The organism is Aliirhizobium wenxiniae (assembly GCF_019511445.1).
Classification (GTDB): Bacteria; Pseudomonadota; Alphaproteobacteria; order Rhizobiales; family Rhizobiaceae; genus Neorhizobium; species Neorhizobium wenxiniae_A.
This window is the reverse complement of sequence record NZ_JAEUAN010000005.1, coordinates 103,291-118,476: the sequence shown is the minus strand read 5'-3', so window position 1 is coordinate 118,476 and position 15,186 is coordinate 103,291. Positions and strand designations below refer to the sequence as shown.

The 15,186-nt window shown below is 59.2% G+C and carries 14 protein-coding genes and 1 riboswitch; of the genes, 10 read left to right on the top strand and 4 right to left on the bottom strand.

Annotation, left to right across the window (positions count from 1 at the left end; all coding sequences use genetic code 11):
* The first annotated feature begins 26 nt into the window (after nt 1-26).
* From JNB91_RS08180 to JNB91_RS08170, 3 genes are all read left to right on the top strand, one after another.
* Nucleotides 27-287 carry a type II toxin-antitoxin system VapB family antitoxin gene (locus tag JNB91_RS08180; RefSeq protein WP_220325021.1) on the top strand — a complete coding sequence of 87 codons (261 nt, stop codon included), beginning with the start codon at nt 27-29 and terminating at the stop codon, nt 285-287.
* A complete protein-coding gene (locus tag JNB91_RS08175) occupies nt 287-679 on the top strand; it encodes a type II toxin-antitoxin system VapC family toxin (RefSeq protein WP_220325020.1) in 393 nt (130 codons plus the stop codon). Before JNB91_RS08180 ends, JNB91_RS08175 begins: the two co-directional genes overlap by 1 nt.
* Before the next feature lie 111 nt (nt 680-790).
* Complete coding sequence (locus JNB91_RS08170) at nt 791-1,663, top strand: polysaccharide deacetylase family protein (protein ID WP_220325019.1); 873 nt, start codon at nt 791-793, stop codon at nt 1,661-1,663.
* Between the two features lie 24 nt (nt 1,664-1,687).
* Here JNB91_RS08170 and JNB91_RS08165 read toward each other — a convergent pair whose 3' ends face one another.
* Nucleotides 1,688-2,137: a DNA polymerase III subunit chi gene (locus JNB91_RS08165; RefSeq protein WP_220325018.1), complete on the bottom strand. Its 450-nt coding sequence runs from the start codon at nt 2,135-2,137 to the stop codon at nt 1,688-1,690.
* Complete coding sequence (locus JNB91_RS08160) at nt 2,137-3,621, bottom strand: leucyl aminopeptidase (RefSeq protein ID WP_220325017.1); 1,485 nt, start codon at nt 3,619-3,621, stop codon at nt 2,137-2,139. Before JNB91_RS08160 ends, JNB91_RS08165 begins: the two co-directional genes overlap by 1 nt.
* Nucleotides 3,622-3,872: 251 nt before the next feature.
* On the opposite strand from JNB91_RS08160, the gene JNB91_RS08155 reads away from it, so the two are divergent.
* The 6 genes from JNB91_RS08155 to rsmA all read left to right on the top strand — a co-directional run bounded on the left by JNB91_RS08155 (nt 3,873) and on the right by rsmA (nt 11,449).
* Nucleotides 3,873-5,051, top strand: coding sequence for an LptF/LptG family permease (locus JNB91_RS08155; RefSeq protein ID WP_220325016.1), 1,179 nt, complete (start codon nt 3,873-3,875; stop codon nt 5,049-5,051).
* Nucleotides 5,048-6,136 carry an LPS export ABC transporter permease LptG gene (gene lptG / locus JNB91_RS08150; protein ID WP_220325015.1) on the top strand — a complete coding sequence of 363 codons (1,089 nt, stop codon included), beginning with the start codon at nt 5,048-5,050 and terminating at the stop codon, nt 6,134-6,136. The genes JNB91_RS08155 and lptG overlap by 4 nt, the downstream gene beginning before the upstream one ends.
* Entirely contained in the window at nt 6,136-8,469 is a 2,334-nt protein-coding gene (locus JNB91_RS08145; protein ID WP_220325014.1) for an LPS-assembly protein LptD, read from the top strand. Before lptG ends, JNB91_RS08145 begins: the two co-directional genes overlap by 1 nt.
* A gap of 140 nt (nt 8,470-8,609) precedes the next feature.
* The gene (locus JNB91_RS08140) at nt 8,610-9,539 is read left to right on the top strand and encodes a SurA N-terminal domain-containing protein (protein WP_430736260.1); all 930 of its coding nucleotides are present in this window, start codon (nt 8,610-8,612) and stop codon (nt 9,537-9,539) included.
* Nucleotides 9,540-9,560: 21 nt separating this feature from the next.
* Nucleotides 9,561-10,601 (top strand): 4-hydroxythreonine-4-phosphate dehydrogenase PdxA, encoded by a 1,041-nt coding sequence (pdxA, locus tag JNB91_RS08135; RefSeq protein ID WP_220325012.1) that lies wholly within the window; start codon nt 9,561-9,563, stop codon nt 10,599-10,601.
* Nucleotides 10,601-11,449 (top strand): 16S rRNA (adenine(1518)-N(6)/adenine(1519)-N(6))-dimethyltransferase RsmA, encoded by an 849-nt coding sequence (rsmA, locus tag JNB91_RS08130; protein ID WP_220325011.1) that lies wholly within the window; start codon nt 10,601-10,603, stop codon nt 11,447-11,449. Before pdxA ends, rsmA begins: the two co-directional genes overlap by 1 nt.
* 5 nt (nt 11,450-11,454) lie before the next feature.
* Here rsmA and JNB91_RS08125 read toward each other — a convergent pair whose 3' ends face one another.
* Both JNB91_RS08125 and zigA read right to left on the bottom strand, forming a co-directional pair.
* The gene (locus JNB91_RS08125; RefSeq protein WP_220325010.1) at nt 11,455-11,943 is read right to left on the bottom strand and encodes a hypothetical protein; all 489 of its coding nucleotides are present in this window, start codon (nt 11,941-11,943) and stop codon (nt 11,455-11,457) included.
* 495 nt (nt 11,944-12,438) lie between these two features.
* The gene (gene zigA, locus JNB91_RS08120) at nt 12,439-13,644 is read right to left on the bottom strand and encodes a zinc metallochaperone GTPase ZigA (RefSeq protein WP_220325009.1); all 1,206 of its coding nucleotides are present in this window, start codon (nt 13,642-13,644) and stop codon (nt 12,439-12,441) included.
* Between the two features lie 127 nt (nt 13,645-13,771).
* Nucleotides 13,772-13,968, top strand: a riboswitch (cobalamin riboswitch).
* A 144-nt stretch (nt 13,969-14,112) separates the two neighbouring features.
* Here zigA and JNB91_RS08115 point away from each other — a divergent pair.
* Nucleotides 14,113-15,132 carry an ABC transporter substrate-binding protein gene (locus tag JNB91_RS08115; RefSeq protein ID WP_220325008.1) on the top strand — a complete coding sequence of 340 codons (1,020 nt, stop codon included), beginning with the start codon at nt 14,113-14,115 and terminating at the stop codon, nt 15,130-15,132.
* Nucleotides 15,133-15,186: the final 54 nt, after the last annotated feature.

Below are 15,186 nucleotides of genomic sequence, written 5' to 3'. Positions count from 1 at the left end.
AAGGTGTATTTCTGCGAGGTGCTGCCATGGCGCTGTTTCTGACTGACGAAGAACTCGACACGCTTGCCGAAAAGGCGAAAAAGGTGCTGAACGCACCGACGAAAGAGGATGCCGTGCGCCAGGCGCTGGAGCGCGTGGTGGCGGATACGGATACGCCTACGACAGATACTGAGGAAAAAACGCTGGCCGAGAAGGTGAAAGCGATTCAGGATGAAGTCAGGCGACTTGGGACACCCAATCCGAATTTCGATCAAAAAGCCTTTCTTGATGAGATGTGGGAGATCTGATGTTCATCGAGACTTCCGCTCTCGTGGAAATTCTTATCGATGGGCCGAAGTCCCGAGAACTGCTTGAACAGATCGATCTGGACTCCTCCGCCCGTTCAACAGGGCCAACAGTGATCTACGAGGCTACCGTCGTGCTCGCCGGAAAGCAGAATCTGGCTGTTAAAGAGGCCGAGCGGTTGGTTCGTTCTTTGCTTGCGGCGATGAAGGTTTCAATCGCCAACGTCGATGACCACACCGCCTCCATCGCGCTCGACGCTTTCGCCCGCTACGGCAAGGGACGGCATCCGGCAAAACTCAATTTCGGTGATTGTTTTTCTTATGCGGGTGCCCGTTCGGCAAATGTGCCGCTTCTTTATGTCGGCTCGGACTTCTCTCAAACCGATCTTGCCTAGGTAACCAGTGTACTGGCGTCGACAAAGCCGGAAATAACCACCCATTAACCATGTTCGACGAAAGATCGCGCGTAATCGATTCACGCGTCATTTTTCATCGAGAACTCCTTCATGCCGGTCCGTGCCGTCTGTGCCGCTGCTGTTGTCATCAGCCTTCTTTCCTCCTGCGCGGGCAAGCCACCGTCTGAAGGCGGATCACTCAGATCGGCCTTTGCCGCCGGCGACGCCGCCGGCTCGCTCAGGCCAAAGGACGATGCCAGGTCGCCGGTCGCACTGACGCCCGCCGCCTGGGGCCGGCTCAACAAGATGGGCGGCCTTGCCGGGCGCGAACTGACGGTCAGCTCGATCTCAGACATAAAATTGCGCGACAAGGAAGTCGTGCTCACTTTCGACGATGGCCCTATGCCGAAAAAGACCGAGCGCATCCTTGCCACGCTCGACCAGTTCGGCGTGAAGGCCTCGTTCATGATGGTCGGCCAGATGGCCAAGGCGCATCCGGACATCGCCCGCGAAGTCGTGGCCGAGGGGCATACGATCGGCAGCCATACCTATCGCCACCCGAATCTCGCCCACCTGTCATTCGACGAAGCCGTGGCCGAGATCGAGAAGGGTCGCAGAGCTGTCGAGGCGGCAACCGGCGTAGATGCAGACTTCTTCCGCTTCCCCTATCTCTCCGATTCGAGGAAGCTGCGGCACTGGATGGGCCGCCACCGAATGGTTGTTATGGACGTTCAGGTCGATTCGAAGGATTATTTCAGCGATACGCCGGCCGCCGTTGCGACGCGGACGATGGAGGCGCTGCGCGCCCATCGCAAGGGCATTATCCTGATGCACGACATCCATCCGCGCACCGCCTCCATGCTGCCAGCACTGCTGACCCAGCTCAGGGCGGAAGGTTACAAGGTGGTGCAGCTGAAATACGGCAAGCCGTCGTCGGACATGCTGGTCGCTTCGACCATAAGGCCGCTATTTGCGGCCAACTGAATAAACAAAGAGACAGAAGGCCGATCAGGCCTTCTTCACCCAACGGCCTTCGGGCGATTGCTGCCAGTAGGTCAGCGCATGCCCCTCGCCTTTCAGCCGTTTCCATTCGGCGCGGGCACTTTCTAGCTGTTGCTGGTCATAGCCATCGAACATGAAGACGACGCGCTCGTAAGGGTCGAGCGCTGGCGGGGCGGCACCATCCACCATGAAGCGGACGGTCGCACTGTTGGCGTTTTCGCTTTCCGTCGTCAGCAGCACGGGCTGTACTTCCGCCATAGGTACGGCATCCGTTCCATGCGGCAGAAAACTCTCGTCGCGAAAGGTCCACAGATGCGCGTCGAGCATATCCCGACGCGCTTCGTCGTTGGTCTGGACAACCACTTTCCAGCCGCGTTCGACGCTCTTTTCGAGGAGCGCCGGCAGCGCATCCTCGAGCTTCGATTCGGTCAGGTGGTAGAAGAGAACTTCGGTCATCAGCCCTCGTAATTCGCCCGGACGAGTTCGTCCAGAAGGCGAACGCCATAACCCGACGCCCAGGACGTGTTGATCTCGGTCTGCGGCGCGCTCATTGCGGTCGCCGCGATATCGAGATGTGCCCAGGGTGTATCGCCAACATAACGCTTGAGGAATTGCGCGGCCGTGATCGAACCGGCCGGACGGCCGCCGCTGTTCTTCATATCGGCAAAGCGGCTATCTATGATCTTGTCGTATTCCTTGGCGAGCGGCATGCGCCACAGCTTTTCCGAAGTCACTTCGCCTGCCGCGGTCAACTGGCCGGCGAGCGTGTCGTCATTGGAAAACAGGCCGGCATGGGCGTTGCCGAGCGCGACAACGATCGCGCCTGTCAGGGTCGCAAGATTGACCATGAAGCGCGGCTTGAAGCGCTCCTTGGTATAAAACAGCGCGTCGGCCAGAACGAGACGGCCTTCGGCATCGGTGTTGATGATCTCGATAGTCTGGCCGGACATGGAGGTAACGATGTCGCCGGGGCGCTGGGCGTTGCCATCCGGCATGTTTTCCACAAGGCCGAGAATGCCGACGGCGTTGACCTTCGCCTTGCGGGCGGCAAGCGTATGCATGAGGCCGATGACCGCGGCGGCACCGCCCATATCACCCTTCATGTCCTCCATGCCGGCACCCGGCTTGATGGAGATACCGCCCGTATCGAAGACGACGCCCTTGCCGACAAAGGCAACCGGCTTGTCCTTCGCCTTACCACCGTTCCAGTGCATGACGGCCAGACGCGGCGGACGCACCGAACCCTGTGCCACACCAAGCAACGCGCCCATGCCGAGCTTTTTCATTTCCTTTTCGGTGAGGACTTCGACCTCGACGCCAAGCGCCGTCAGTTCCCTGGCCTTCTCGGCAAATTCGACGGGGCCGAGCACATTCGGCGGCAGGTTGACGAGATCGCGCGCCAGGATGACGCCACCGGCAATCGCCTCGGATACAGCGAATGCCTTCTTTGCGGCGGCATGGCCGGCCATGACGATCTTCACGTCAACGGAAACGGGCTTGTCGTCGTCTTTCTTCGCCGTCTTGTAACTATCGAACGAATAGGAGCGAAGCAGCATGCCGAGAGCAAAATCAGCAGCCTGAGCTGCGGTCACTTCGAGGCCCGGCACATCAAGAAAGACGACGGCCTTCTTGGCAGTCTTGAGGTTTGCGGCCGCAACGCCGCCTGCCCGCAGCCAGTCATAGGCAGTCAACTCATCCGCCTTGCCAAGGCCGATAACTGTCAGTCGATCCGCTTCGGAACCATGCGGAGCGATGACGTCCAGCACAGTCATCGCCTTGCCGGAAAACTTAGCAATCTCAGCTGCTCGCGTCCCCACGCCCTGCGGGTCTGCTTCCGACGAACCGGAAGCCGGTTGATCGCCGAAAAGCTTGAACTGGATGGCTGCCGAAGCGGCCAAGGATGAGGATTTGGCAAAAGAGATATTAAGCTGGACGGACATTGGCACTCCACGTCTTTTATTCAAAACATGGCCCGATCTTCACCCTTTCGACCACGAAGGCAAGCCCGCAGGAAGAAAGGTGCTATGACCTGTGCGCGAATGTCAGCGGTTTTGAAATGTCACAACAAAAAATAAAAGTCGGCTAGCCAACATTTTTGTGACGTGGCATCTGTCGCAAAGACCTCATCGATCACATAGATAGGCTCGGCGTCATCGAAGGGATGGCGCGGCAGCAACAATGTCGGACGGGAATGAAGCTTCTCGAAACTTACATATTGCGCCGGATATTCCAGATGTTCCTGGTGGCACTCATTCCGGTGCTGACCATCATCTGGACCATCCAGGTGCTCGGGCGTATCAATCTGGTCACGGACACGGGCCAGTCGATGGGCTCGTTCATGCTGCTCGCAAGCTACATTCTGCCGACCATCCTGCCGGTCGTCATGCCGTTCGCTTTCGTTATCGGCATCACCCAGACGCTGACCGCGATGAACAACGATTCGGAGTTGCCGGTCATCGATGCCGCTGGTGCCAGCCGCAGCATCATCTATAAGCCGGTCATCGGGCTGGCTGTCGCGCTCAGCATCGTATCCTTCTCGGTAACGAACTTCCTCGAGCCGGCATCACGGATGGGCGTGCGCACGATGATTGCCGCTGCCTATGCCGACCTGCTTTCTTCGGTCATCGAGGAAAAGACGTTCCGCAGCATCGAAGACGGTCTCTATGTGCAGATTTCCGAGCGGCATTCGGGCCGCCTGCTGAAGGGACTGTTCGTCGTCGATTATCGCGACCCGAATTTCGATCTCATCTATTATGCGAAGGAAGGCTCGGTCGATCCGGGCGGCACGTCGCTGACGATGCGCGATGGCGAGGTCCACCGCAAATCGCCGGATGGCCGCATCTCTATCGTCCGCTTCGATTCCTATGCCTTCGATCTCTCGGCCATGACAAAGTCGGACGGCGAGGCTTTGCCCATGTCGTCGGGCGACCGTGGCCTCGGATTCCTGCTCAATCCCGACCCGAATGATCCGGCCTATCAGCGATCCCCGAGCAAGTTTTACTCGGAACTCCATCGCAGGCTTTCCGACTGGCTTTACCCAATTGCCTTTGCCCTTGTATCGCTGGTCGTCGCAGGCAGCAGCCGTTCGCATCGCCAGGCGCGCGTTCATCCGATGATCTATGCGCTGATCGTCGCCTTCGGCTTGCGCTGGCTCGGCTTTTCGGCGACGAACCTGGTGGAGCGCAGCCCGTCTTACATGCCGCTCGTTTATGCGATCCCGCTCGTCACGATTGCTGTTTCTTCCTATATGCTGGCAACCAACCGGCAGCTCTACATGCCGCGCACCATCACCCGTAACATCGGGCGCATGAACAGCATGCTGATGCGTCGCCTGAAGATAACATCCAATTCCGGTGGAGGTGCATCATGATCTTCTCCACGCTCGGCCGGTATTTCTTCCAGCGCTATATCGTCACCGCCTTCTGGTTCCTTCTGGGGGTGAGCGCGATCATCATGCTCGCCGATTTCAGCGAGACGACGCGCAAGCTTTCGGGCCTTGCCGAATACAGCGTTCTCGGCGCCCTGGGCATCACGCTCATGCGCCTGCCGCTCATCCTGCAGCAGACGATCCCGACACTCAGCCTGTTCATCGGCATGACGGTGCTGATCGCGCTGAACCGCCGTTACGAACTGGTCGTCACGCGAGCAGCCGGCATTTCCGTCTGGCAGTTCATCTTCCCGTTCATTGTCGGCTCCTTCCTGCTTGGCCTGTTCACGATCCTGGTCATCAATCCGGTCGGCGCATGGGGCCAGCGCGAATCAGTTTCCGTCGAGGCCAACTGGCGGCAGGCGAGCAATCGCGCCAAAGCCAGCAAGTTCGTGCCATGGATTCGCCAGATCAGCGGCGATGAGGACGTCATCATCGGCGCCAAGAGCTACAAGGATCAGGGTGCAGAACTGATCGACGTGGTGGTTTTCCACTTCGACAAGGGTGGCGCGGTGACCATGCGACAGGATGCGCGCACAGCAAAACTCGAAAATGGTTACTGGCTTCTTACCGACGTCCTGGAGAATCGCCCCGGAGAGATTCCCGCGCGCAAGCCCACGGAACAGGTGCGTACCAACCTGAAACAGGAATATCTTCAGGAAAGCCTGGAGCAGCCTGAAAACGTTGCATTCCTTGATCTTTCCCGAAAGATCGAGATCAGCCGGTCATTCGGCATCTCAACCAAAGCGCTGGAAACCCAATTCCACTCGCTTCTGTCGCTCCCCATCCTGCTTGTGGCCATGACTCTCATTGCTGCAACAGTTTCGTTAAAATTCAGTCGCTTCGCCCAGTCCCGCTCGATGATTCTGGGTGGAATAGTTTCCGGCTTCGTGCTTTATGTCGTCAGCGTGCTTGTAAAAGCGTTCGGAAGCAGCGGAGCGATTCCTCCGTTCGTGGCGGTCTGGATACCAGTCGTCGTTGCAACGGCAGTGGGGGCTACGATCTTGCTTCATCAGGAGGACGGCTAGTGGCGGTCAGTAACCGCAGAAATATAAGACGGCTTGCCGCCGCTCTGCTGACAGGTGTGTCTGCGTTCGTATGTGGTGTCACGGCGGATGTCGTGCATGCACAAGGACTCGTGCCTGTCCAATCGGACGACGCGAAGATGCTTCTGCGCGCCAATGAGCTCACCTATAATCAGGATGCTCAGCGCGTGACCGCCCGTGGCGGTGTGCAGATTTATTACAATCGTTACCGCATGGTCGCCCAGCGGGTCGAATATGACCAGAAGTCTGGACGCGTCATGGCGTCCGGCAATATCGAACTCATCGAGCCGGGCGGTACGCGCGTCTATGCCGAAGAACTGGATGTCACCGACGATTTCGGTCAGGGATTCCTGAATTCGCTGCGCGTCGAGACGACCGACAATACCCGCCTTGCCGCCGAAAGCGCCGAGCGTCAGACCGGCGACGTGATGGTGCTCAACAACACCGTCTACACAGCCTGCCTGCCCTGCGCGGCAACGCCTGGCAAGGCGCCTCTGTGGCAGGTCAAGGCTCAGCGCGTCGTTCGCAACGGCCAGACGCATACGATCCGCCTGGAGAACGCTCAGTTCGAGCTGTTCGGCATGTCGCTTGGCCGGCTGCCCTTCCCGATCACCGTTCCCGACGAAACCGTCGAACGCAAGTCGGGCTTGCTGTTCCCGCGCTTCAGCGCAGATGACAATCTCGGTTTCGGGATAAGCGTCCCGTATTACCATGTCTTCTCGCCGAGCATGGATGCGACGCTCACGCCGACCTATTACAGCAACCAGGGTCTGCTCGTCGAAGGCGAAATCCGCAACAAGTTCGAGACCGGCGAGCACACGTTCCGCTTCGCCGGCATCAACCAGCAAAATTCGGATTCGTTCGAAGCAGGAACTGCCGACCGAGAAGACGACACTCGCTTCATGGCTGCGTCCAAGGGCGAGTTCCACATCAATCCACGCTGGACCTTCGGCTGGGATGTGATGGTGCAGAGCGACAACAATTTCTCGCGCACCTACAATCTTGAGGACTTCGACAAGGAGACGTTCACGAACGACGTCTACCTGACCGGTCTTGGCACGCGGAACTATTTCGATCTGCATGGCTACTATTTCGACGAGCAGGACGATGCGGAAACCAGTTTCCTGGAACGCCAGCAGGCGATCGTCTATCCGGTTCTCGACTATAGCTGGTATGCACCGGAGCCCGTTTTCGGCGGACAGCTGTCGATCAATGCCAACCTGACGAACCTGTCCCGCCGGGCAGATGACAACTATCTCGTTGGCGCAGACAGCTACCGTTTCCCGGGGCTTGAAGGCAGCTATACCCGTTTCACCACCGAAGCGGAATGGAAGCGCACCTTCACCACCGAACAGGGACTGCAGTTGACGCCGTTGCTGGCATTGCGTGGCGACGGCTTGCGCAGCACCTCGTCCAGCGCTGGCGGCCCTTATGACGGCTCTCTGGAAAATGATCCGAGCGGACGTTACATGGCGACAGCGGGTCTCGAAGCCCGTTATCCGTTCCTGATTACGGCCGGCAGCAGCAGCCATATCATCGAACCGATCGCGCAGCTCTATGTGCGGCCGGACGAGCAGATGGCCGGTGGCCTGCCGAACGAAGATGCGCAAAGCTTCGTCTTCGATGCGACCAGCCTGTTCGAGCGTGACAAGTTCTCCGGTTATGACCGGATCGAAGGCGGCACGCGCGCCAATGTCGGCATCCGTTATTCGGGTTCGTTCGATAACGGCGTCGGACTGCGCGGTATTTTCGGCCAGTCCTATCAGATTGCTGGCGAAAACTCCTTCGCAAGTGCCGATCTCGTCAACGCGGGTGCCAATTCCGGCCTCGAAAACGACGTGTCGGACTTCGTCGCGATGGCAGCGATCGACCTGCCGCAGGGCTTCAGCCTGTCGACGAACACGCGGTTCGACAAGGATACATTCGATGTCCGTCGCACCGATGTGGGCTTCGACTATAAGACGCCTCGCGTGACCGGAAAGCTGGTCTACACCAAGGTCGAGGCTCAGCCGGATTACGGTTCGACGACGTCGACCAATATCCTGGAAAAGTCGATGAGCTTCAGGATCAACGAGAACTGGTCGATCGCCGGCAAGGCGACGTGGGATCTCGACGAAAACGAAGTTACGCGTCGCGGTCTCGGCTTCAGCTATGCGGACGAGTGCACGATCTTCACGATCGCCTATACCGAGAAGACCGACTCGAGCAAGGCGAACGACTGGAGCGTTGGTGCACGCCTGAGCTTCAGGACGCTTGGCGACGTCAATATCGGCTCGACAAGCGATTACGACGAGCAGCAGACTTTCCGTTATTGATCGCGCAGAATTGACGGCGTCCCCGTGGCGCCGTCATGGTTTTGCCGCAACGATTGCGCATTCGGGCACGCTTATAGTAAAAGGCGGCCCGTAAGTCGCATGACTAGTCCGAGCGCAAGAGGAGTGGACTGATGTTTGGAGTGATCGGAACGCGCAGGCTGGCAATCGCCATGACTGCACTGGCGGCTTCGCTCGTCATCGATCCCATCGTGGCCGCGGCCCAGAGCAGCGGCGTGGCCGCCGTGGTCAACCGCACGCCAATCACCACCGCCGACGTCGCGCGTCGCGCGGCTTTTCTTCGCCTGCAGCGCCAGAAGGCCGATAGCAATACGGCCCGCGAGCAGCTGATCGACGAAATGCTGAAGCGCCAGGAAATCGCCCGCGTAAAAATGTCGGTCAGCACCGATGATGTGGATGCGTCTTTCGCCCGCTTTGCTGCGAGCAACAAGATGACGCCCGCACAGATGGGCAAGGTGCTGGATCAGGCCGGCGTCACGTCGGAACATTTCAAGGCCTTCATCGCCGTGCAGATGAGCTGGCCGCGCCTGCTCAACGCCCGTTACGGTGGCGGCGGCAGCCGCATGTCGAGCCAGGAACTCGTCACCCGAATGAAGGAAAGCAAGGAAAAACCGGTCACGACCGAGTATTTCCTCAAGCAGATCATCTTCGTCGTGCCGGCTGCAAAACGTAATGCGATCCTCAACAAGCGCAAGGCGCAAGCCGAAGCCTCCCGCTCTAAGTTCCCGGGCTGCGATCAGGCCAAGGATTTCGCCGCGACGATGATGGACGTGTCGGTCCGTGATCTTGGTCGTGTGATGACGCCGAACCTACCGGATGACTGGAAGCCGCTAGTCGAAAACGCCAAGAACGGAACGACCGCCGCCAAGGTTACCGAGCGCGGCGTCGAGTTCCTTGCCATCTGCGACCAGCGCCAGGTTTCCGATGACGTTGCCGCAGAAGCCGTCTTCCGTGCCGAAGACCTCGGCAAGACGGAAAGCAGTGGCGAAAACCCCAACAACAAGAAATATCTCGACGAACTGCGCGAGAAGGCGCAGATCGACCGTCGCTGATCACAGCATTCCGGAGTATCCATGGCGACCGATCGCCCGCTTGCATTGACCCAGGGCGATCCCGCAGGGATCGGCCCGGATATCACCTTGGCTGCATGGGCGGCGCGGCGGGAAACCGGCCTGCCGCCTTTCCTTTTCATCGGTGATCCGGTTGTGCTCAAATCACGGGCGGCAATGCTCGGCCTTGATGTGCCGATTCGCGAGGCTTCGCCGGAAACGGCAGCGTCGGTCTTCGACAACGCAATCCCGGTACTTCCGATTTCCGCAGGCGTCGACGTCGCGGCAGGTGAACCGCATGTGGCAACCGCCCGCGGCACGATTTCGTCGATCGAGACGGCAGTCGACCTTTGCTTTTCGGGCCGGACTTCGGCCGTCGTCACCAACCCGATCGCGAAATCGGTTCTCTATCAGTCCGGTTTCAAGTTTCCCGGTCACACCGAATTCCTTGCCCACCTGGCTTCGAACGTAACGAAGCGGTCCTATCTGCCGGTGATGATGCTCGCCGGTCCGAAACTGCGCGCCATCCCGGTCACGATCCATATCCCGCTGAAGGATGTTCCGGCGGCGCTGACGGAGGATCTGATCGTCGATACGTGCCGTATCACCAACCAGGATCTCAAGAACCGTTTCGGCATAGAGCGGCCGCGCATCGCCGTGGCAGGTATCAACCCGCATGCGGGCGAAGACGGCGCGATCGGGCTTGAGGATCAGCAGGTCATCCATCCGGCGATCGTCAGGCTGCGCGAAGAAGGCCTGCATGTGTTCGGGCCGCTTCCGGCGGACACGATGTTCCATGATGAAGCGCGCTCCCGCTATGACGTGGCGATCTGCATGTATCACGATCAGGCGTTGATCCCGGCGAAGGCGCTGGGCTTCGACACATCTGTCAATGTCACGCTTGGACTTCCCTTCATCCGGACCTCACCCGATCATGGCACCGCTTTCGGCATCGCCGGCCAGGGTGTGGCGCGCGAGACGAGCCTCGTCGAAGCGCTGAAGCTTGCGGCACAACTCGCAACGAACATTGACGCGGCCACACCAGCATTCGGCGTGACCGTCTGATGGCGACACTCGACGGCCTCCCCCCGCTTCGCGATGTCATCCAGCGCCATGGCTTGGATGCGAAGAAGTCGCTCGGCCAGAATTTTCTCTTCGACCTCAACCTGACCCAGAAAATCGCCCGCTCTGCCGGTTCGCTCGAAGGTGTGACGGTGTTCGAAGTCGGCCCGGGTCCTGGCGGCCTGACGCGATCCATCCTTGCGCTCGGCGCCAAAAAAGTGATTGCCGTCGAACGCGATGCCCGCGCGCTGCCGGTGCTTGCGGAAGTATCCGACCACTATCCGGGCAAGCTCGAAGTCATCGAAGGCGATGCGCTGAAGACCGATTTCAAGACGCTTGCCGCGGAAAAGGCGGATGGTGGACCGGTCAGGATCATCGCCAACCTGCCCTATAATGTCGGCACGCAGCTGCTCCTCAATTGGCTGCTGCCGGAAGACGGACAATGGCCTCCCTTCTGGGAAAGCCTGACGCTGATGTTCCAGAAGGAAGTCGGCCTCAGGATCGTTGCGGACGAAGAAGACGATCACTACGGCCGTCTCGGGGTGATCTGCGGCTGGCGGACCGATGCGCATATGGTGTTCGACGTGCCGCCCCAGGCCTTCTCACCGCCGCCCAAGGTGACGTCGACCGTCGTGCACCTGACGCCGAAGACCAATCCCCTGCCCTGCGATGTGGCGAAGCTGGAGCGCATCACCCATGCCGCCTTCGGCCAGCGCCGCAAGATGCTGCGCCAGAGCCTCAAGCCTGTTGGCGGCGAAGCGCTGCTCAACAAGGTGGGCATCGATCCGCAACGCCGCGCCGAGACGCTTTCGGTCGAGGAATTCGTTGCCTTGGCCAACGCACTGCCGTAACCGGCCTAGATCGACCTGCCGGGAACATCCCGCAGCTTGGCCTGCCAGGCCTCCCGCTTGAACACCAGGCTGCGGTAGCTGACCGTTGCGACAAGCACGGCTGCGGACAGGAATTCCAGCGTCTCTTCGACAAGCGACAGGTGGCGCTGGGTCTTCAGATCCAGAATGACGGCCAGCGCAACCAATGATGCGCTTGCAGCCACGCCGAGCAGAAGCGGGTTGGACTTTATATCGCTCCACAGACGAAGCCCGAGATGGCGCCATCGATATGCCGCCCATCCCGCCGTCACCGAGATGAAAGCCACGATCAGATAGAACCAGCCGGACAACTGCCCGTCACGGATGAGGCGGAGGATGAGAATGAGAGCGTCATGCCCTCCGTCAAATTCGCCTCCCCCATACATTGCAGGCGGCGACAGCAGGCCCAACCGGGCGCCGAAGCTGATTTCGCTCAGAGCGAGAACGAGCGAGGCGGGGACCAGAAGCACTGTCACCACTGTCTCCAACCGACTGCACGTGTTCCTTCCGGCGATCAGGCAGTAGAGCGAGACGACGGCTGCAGCAAAGAAGAGTGCCGCACCGGCAGTCTCGATTAAACCGTCCTCGATGAATAGGACAGGGTAGAATAGGCCGACAACAAACAATATCAGCCCAAAAAATATCAGGACAACGGCGACATATAATGAAATTCTGAACACGCAGACCTCCCGGATCTACTAGGGCGTCACACAAGCTTCACACGACTGTCACAATTTTCGTGTCAAATTTTCGTGCATCGCCGATAAAGGGTCTACCTGATCAGGACACCCTGTTGCTGGATTGCTCAACACAGACTGACCTGTCGACCGTGTTCGAACAGTTCAGCCTGCGCTTTCCATGGGGAGTAACGTGGCAGCGAGCGGAATATTCCCACGATCGTGGCATGAGCATGGGCTACGTCGTCGGCAAAGGTCGGCTCTCATCAAGAGAGCCGACAGGATATCCTGATGTCAGGATGCCTTGCGTTCCCAGCTGACGAACGGATCGGGCATGTCTTTCCACAGTTCGGGCGCGAAGGCAGGCGCATCCACCAGGCAGGCATCCAGTTGCGCGCGAATGCTTCGCTCGTCCATCGGATCGGCGCCGATGAAGACGATTTCCTGCCGCCTATCGCCCCAGACGGGATCCAGATAGGGTTTCATCATGGCGGCAAATTCCGACGTCTGCGGCCAGCGTTCCTTCGGCACGGACGACCACCAAAGCCCGGCCCGGCCGGTGCGGACCAGAGCGCCCGCCTGGCTGATCTCGCCGACGAGATGCGGCCGCGTCGCCAGCCAGAAAAAGCCTTTGGCACGCACGACACCCGGCCATGGCCTGTCGATAAAATTCTGGAATTTGGCAGGATCGAACGGCATTCTTGCTCGATAGACGAAGGAGCGAATGCCATATTCCTCCGTCTCCGGCACATGATCCTTGAAGCCGTGCAGTTCCTTGAACCAGAGCGGGTGCTGTTCCGCCTTGTCGATATCGAAACGGCCGGTGCCCAGCACATCCTTTAGGTCCACCTTGCCGAAATCCGTCTCGATCAATTTGGCATCGGGATTGAGCGCCACGATGATTTTTCGCGCGGCATCACGTTCGTCCGGGGTCGCGGTGCCGATCTTGTTCAGCACGACCACATCGGCGAATTCGATCTGCTCGACCAGAAGATCGACGATGGTGCGGTTATCTCCCTCTCCCGCCGTCTCACCACGATCGGCAAGGAAATCGGCAGAGCCGTAGTCCTTCAGGAGGTTGGCGGCATCGACGACCGTCACCATGGTATCCAGTCTAGAGACATCCGATAGGCTCAAGCCGTTTTCATTGCGAAAATCGAAGGTTGCCGCTACCGGCAGCGGTTCCGCTATACCGGTCGATTCGATCAGCAGATAATCGAAACGCCCCTGCTCGGCGAGTGCGCGCACCTCCTTCAGGAGATCATCCCGCAGCGTGCAACAGATGCAGCCATTGGTCATCTCCACCAACTGTTCATCGGTACGTGACAGATTGGCGCCGCCATCGCGGACAAGGGCTGCGTCGATATTCACTTCGCTCATATCATTGACGATCAAGGCCACGCGCATTCCCTGCCGGTTTGCGAGGATGTGGTTGAGCATGGTGGTTTTTCCGGCCCCAAGGAAGCCGGAGAGCACGGTGACGGGGAGCTTGTTTTTCATTTCAAATGTCCGTTGCGCCTTAGGTTACGTTATACTATTACGTATCCATGTGATCGAGATGCTGTCAAGCCGTCGCGTTGGAAGCAACTCGTCATGCAAGTTCACTGGACAAGCTTCGGTACGTCTCCTATCAAGAGTGCGCTACGGTTCTGCATTCGCAGATGAAAAGGGAACGCGGTGAGGTCTTTTTGACTGAGCCCGCGACTGCCCTCGCAACTGTAAGCGGCGAGCCTTTCGTCACAGCCACTGGTCTTTTGACCGGGAAGGAGATGGAGGGCGCTCGAGCCGCGAGTCAGGAGACCTGCCGTCAGCTTAAGGCCTAACCAATACCGGACGAGGTGTTCCGGCGGGAGAATGATATGACGCAAGCGACCCTGTCGCCCGCCATTTTGATGCAGACTGCAATTGCGGTCGTGCGTCGTCCTGCCTTTCATCCCGGCAAAGCCATTTCCTTCGAAAGGACAGGACATGAAACTCGGCTTGATCGCCGCACTGTTTGCGGTCTCCACCGCGACGCTTCCCGCAACGGCATTCGCAGCCCCGACCAGCTATCCGCTGACGGTTGAGAATTGCGGACAGAAGGTGACCTTCGACAAGGCACCTGGCAAAATCGTCTCCATCGGCCAGGGCATGACCGAAGTGCTGTACTCGCTCGGCCTTGCCGAGAAGGTCGCCGGAACTGCCGTCTGGGTCGGCCCTGTCCTGACGCAATATGCTGAGGCCAATGCCAAGATCAAACGGCTCGCCGACAACGATCCGAGCTTCGAATCCATCGTCGGGCTTGAGCCGGATCTCGTAGCTGCAGAATTCGAATGGCATGTCGGGCCGATGGGCTCGGTTGCCAAGCGCGAACAGTTCTCCGATATCGGCGTCAACACCTATATCTCTCCGGCCGATTGCGTCGCCAAGACCAATCTTGAAGGCGGCGATGGGGTGCGCAAAGAACTGTTCACGATGGACCTGATCTATCGGGAGATCGCCGAACTGGCGCAGATCTTCGACATCCAGGACCGCGGGGCCAAGCTGATCGCCGACCTCAAGGCGCGTGAAGCTGCCGCCGTCGCCTCGATCAAGGGTGCAGAGGCGAAGAACCTGCCGATCGTCTTCTGGTTTTCCAGCAAGGAAGTGAAGGGCGAAGCCTATATCGCCGGCAAGAACAGCGCGCCCGCCTATATCCTCAAGACGCTCGGAGCCAAGAACGTGGTGACGACCGAAGAGGAATGGCCGATGATCGGCTGGGAAACCATCGTTCAAGCCGATCCAGCCGTGATCGTCATCGCTACGATGGATCGCCGCCGTTACGCTGCCGATGATCCGGCGGTAAAGGTCTCCTTCCTCGAAAGCGATCCCGTCGTCAGCCAGCTCGATGCGGTGAAGAACAAGCGCTTTGTGATGATGGATGCGCAGGCGATGAACCCGACGATCCGCACGATCGACGGCATCGAGACGCTCGCCAAGGGCATCCAGTCCTTCGGACTTGCGAACTAGGCCATGCCGCCTGCACCGCCCGCCATATGGCCGGGCGGTGTTTCCGGCACCTCA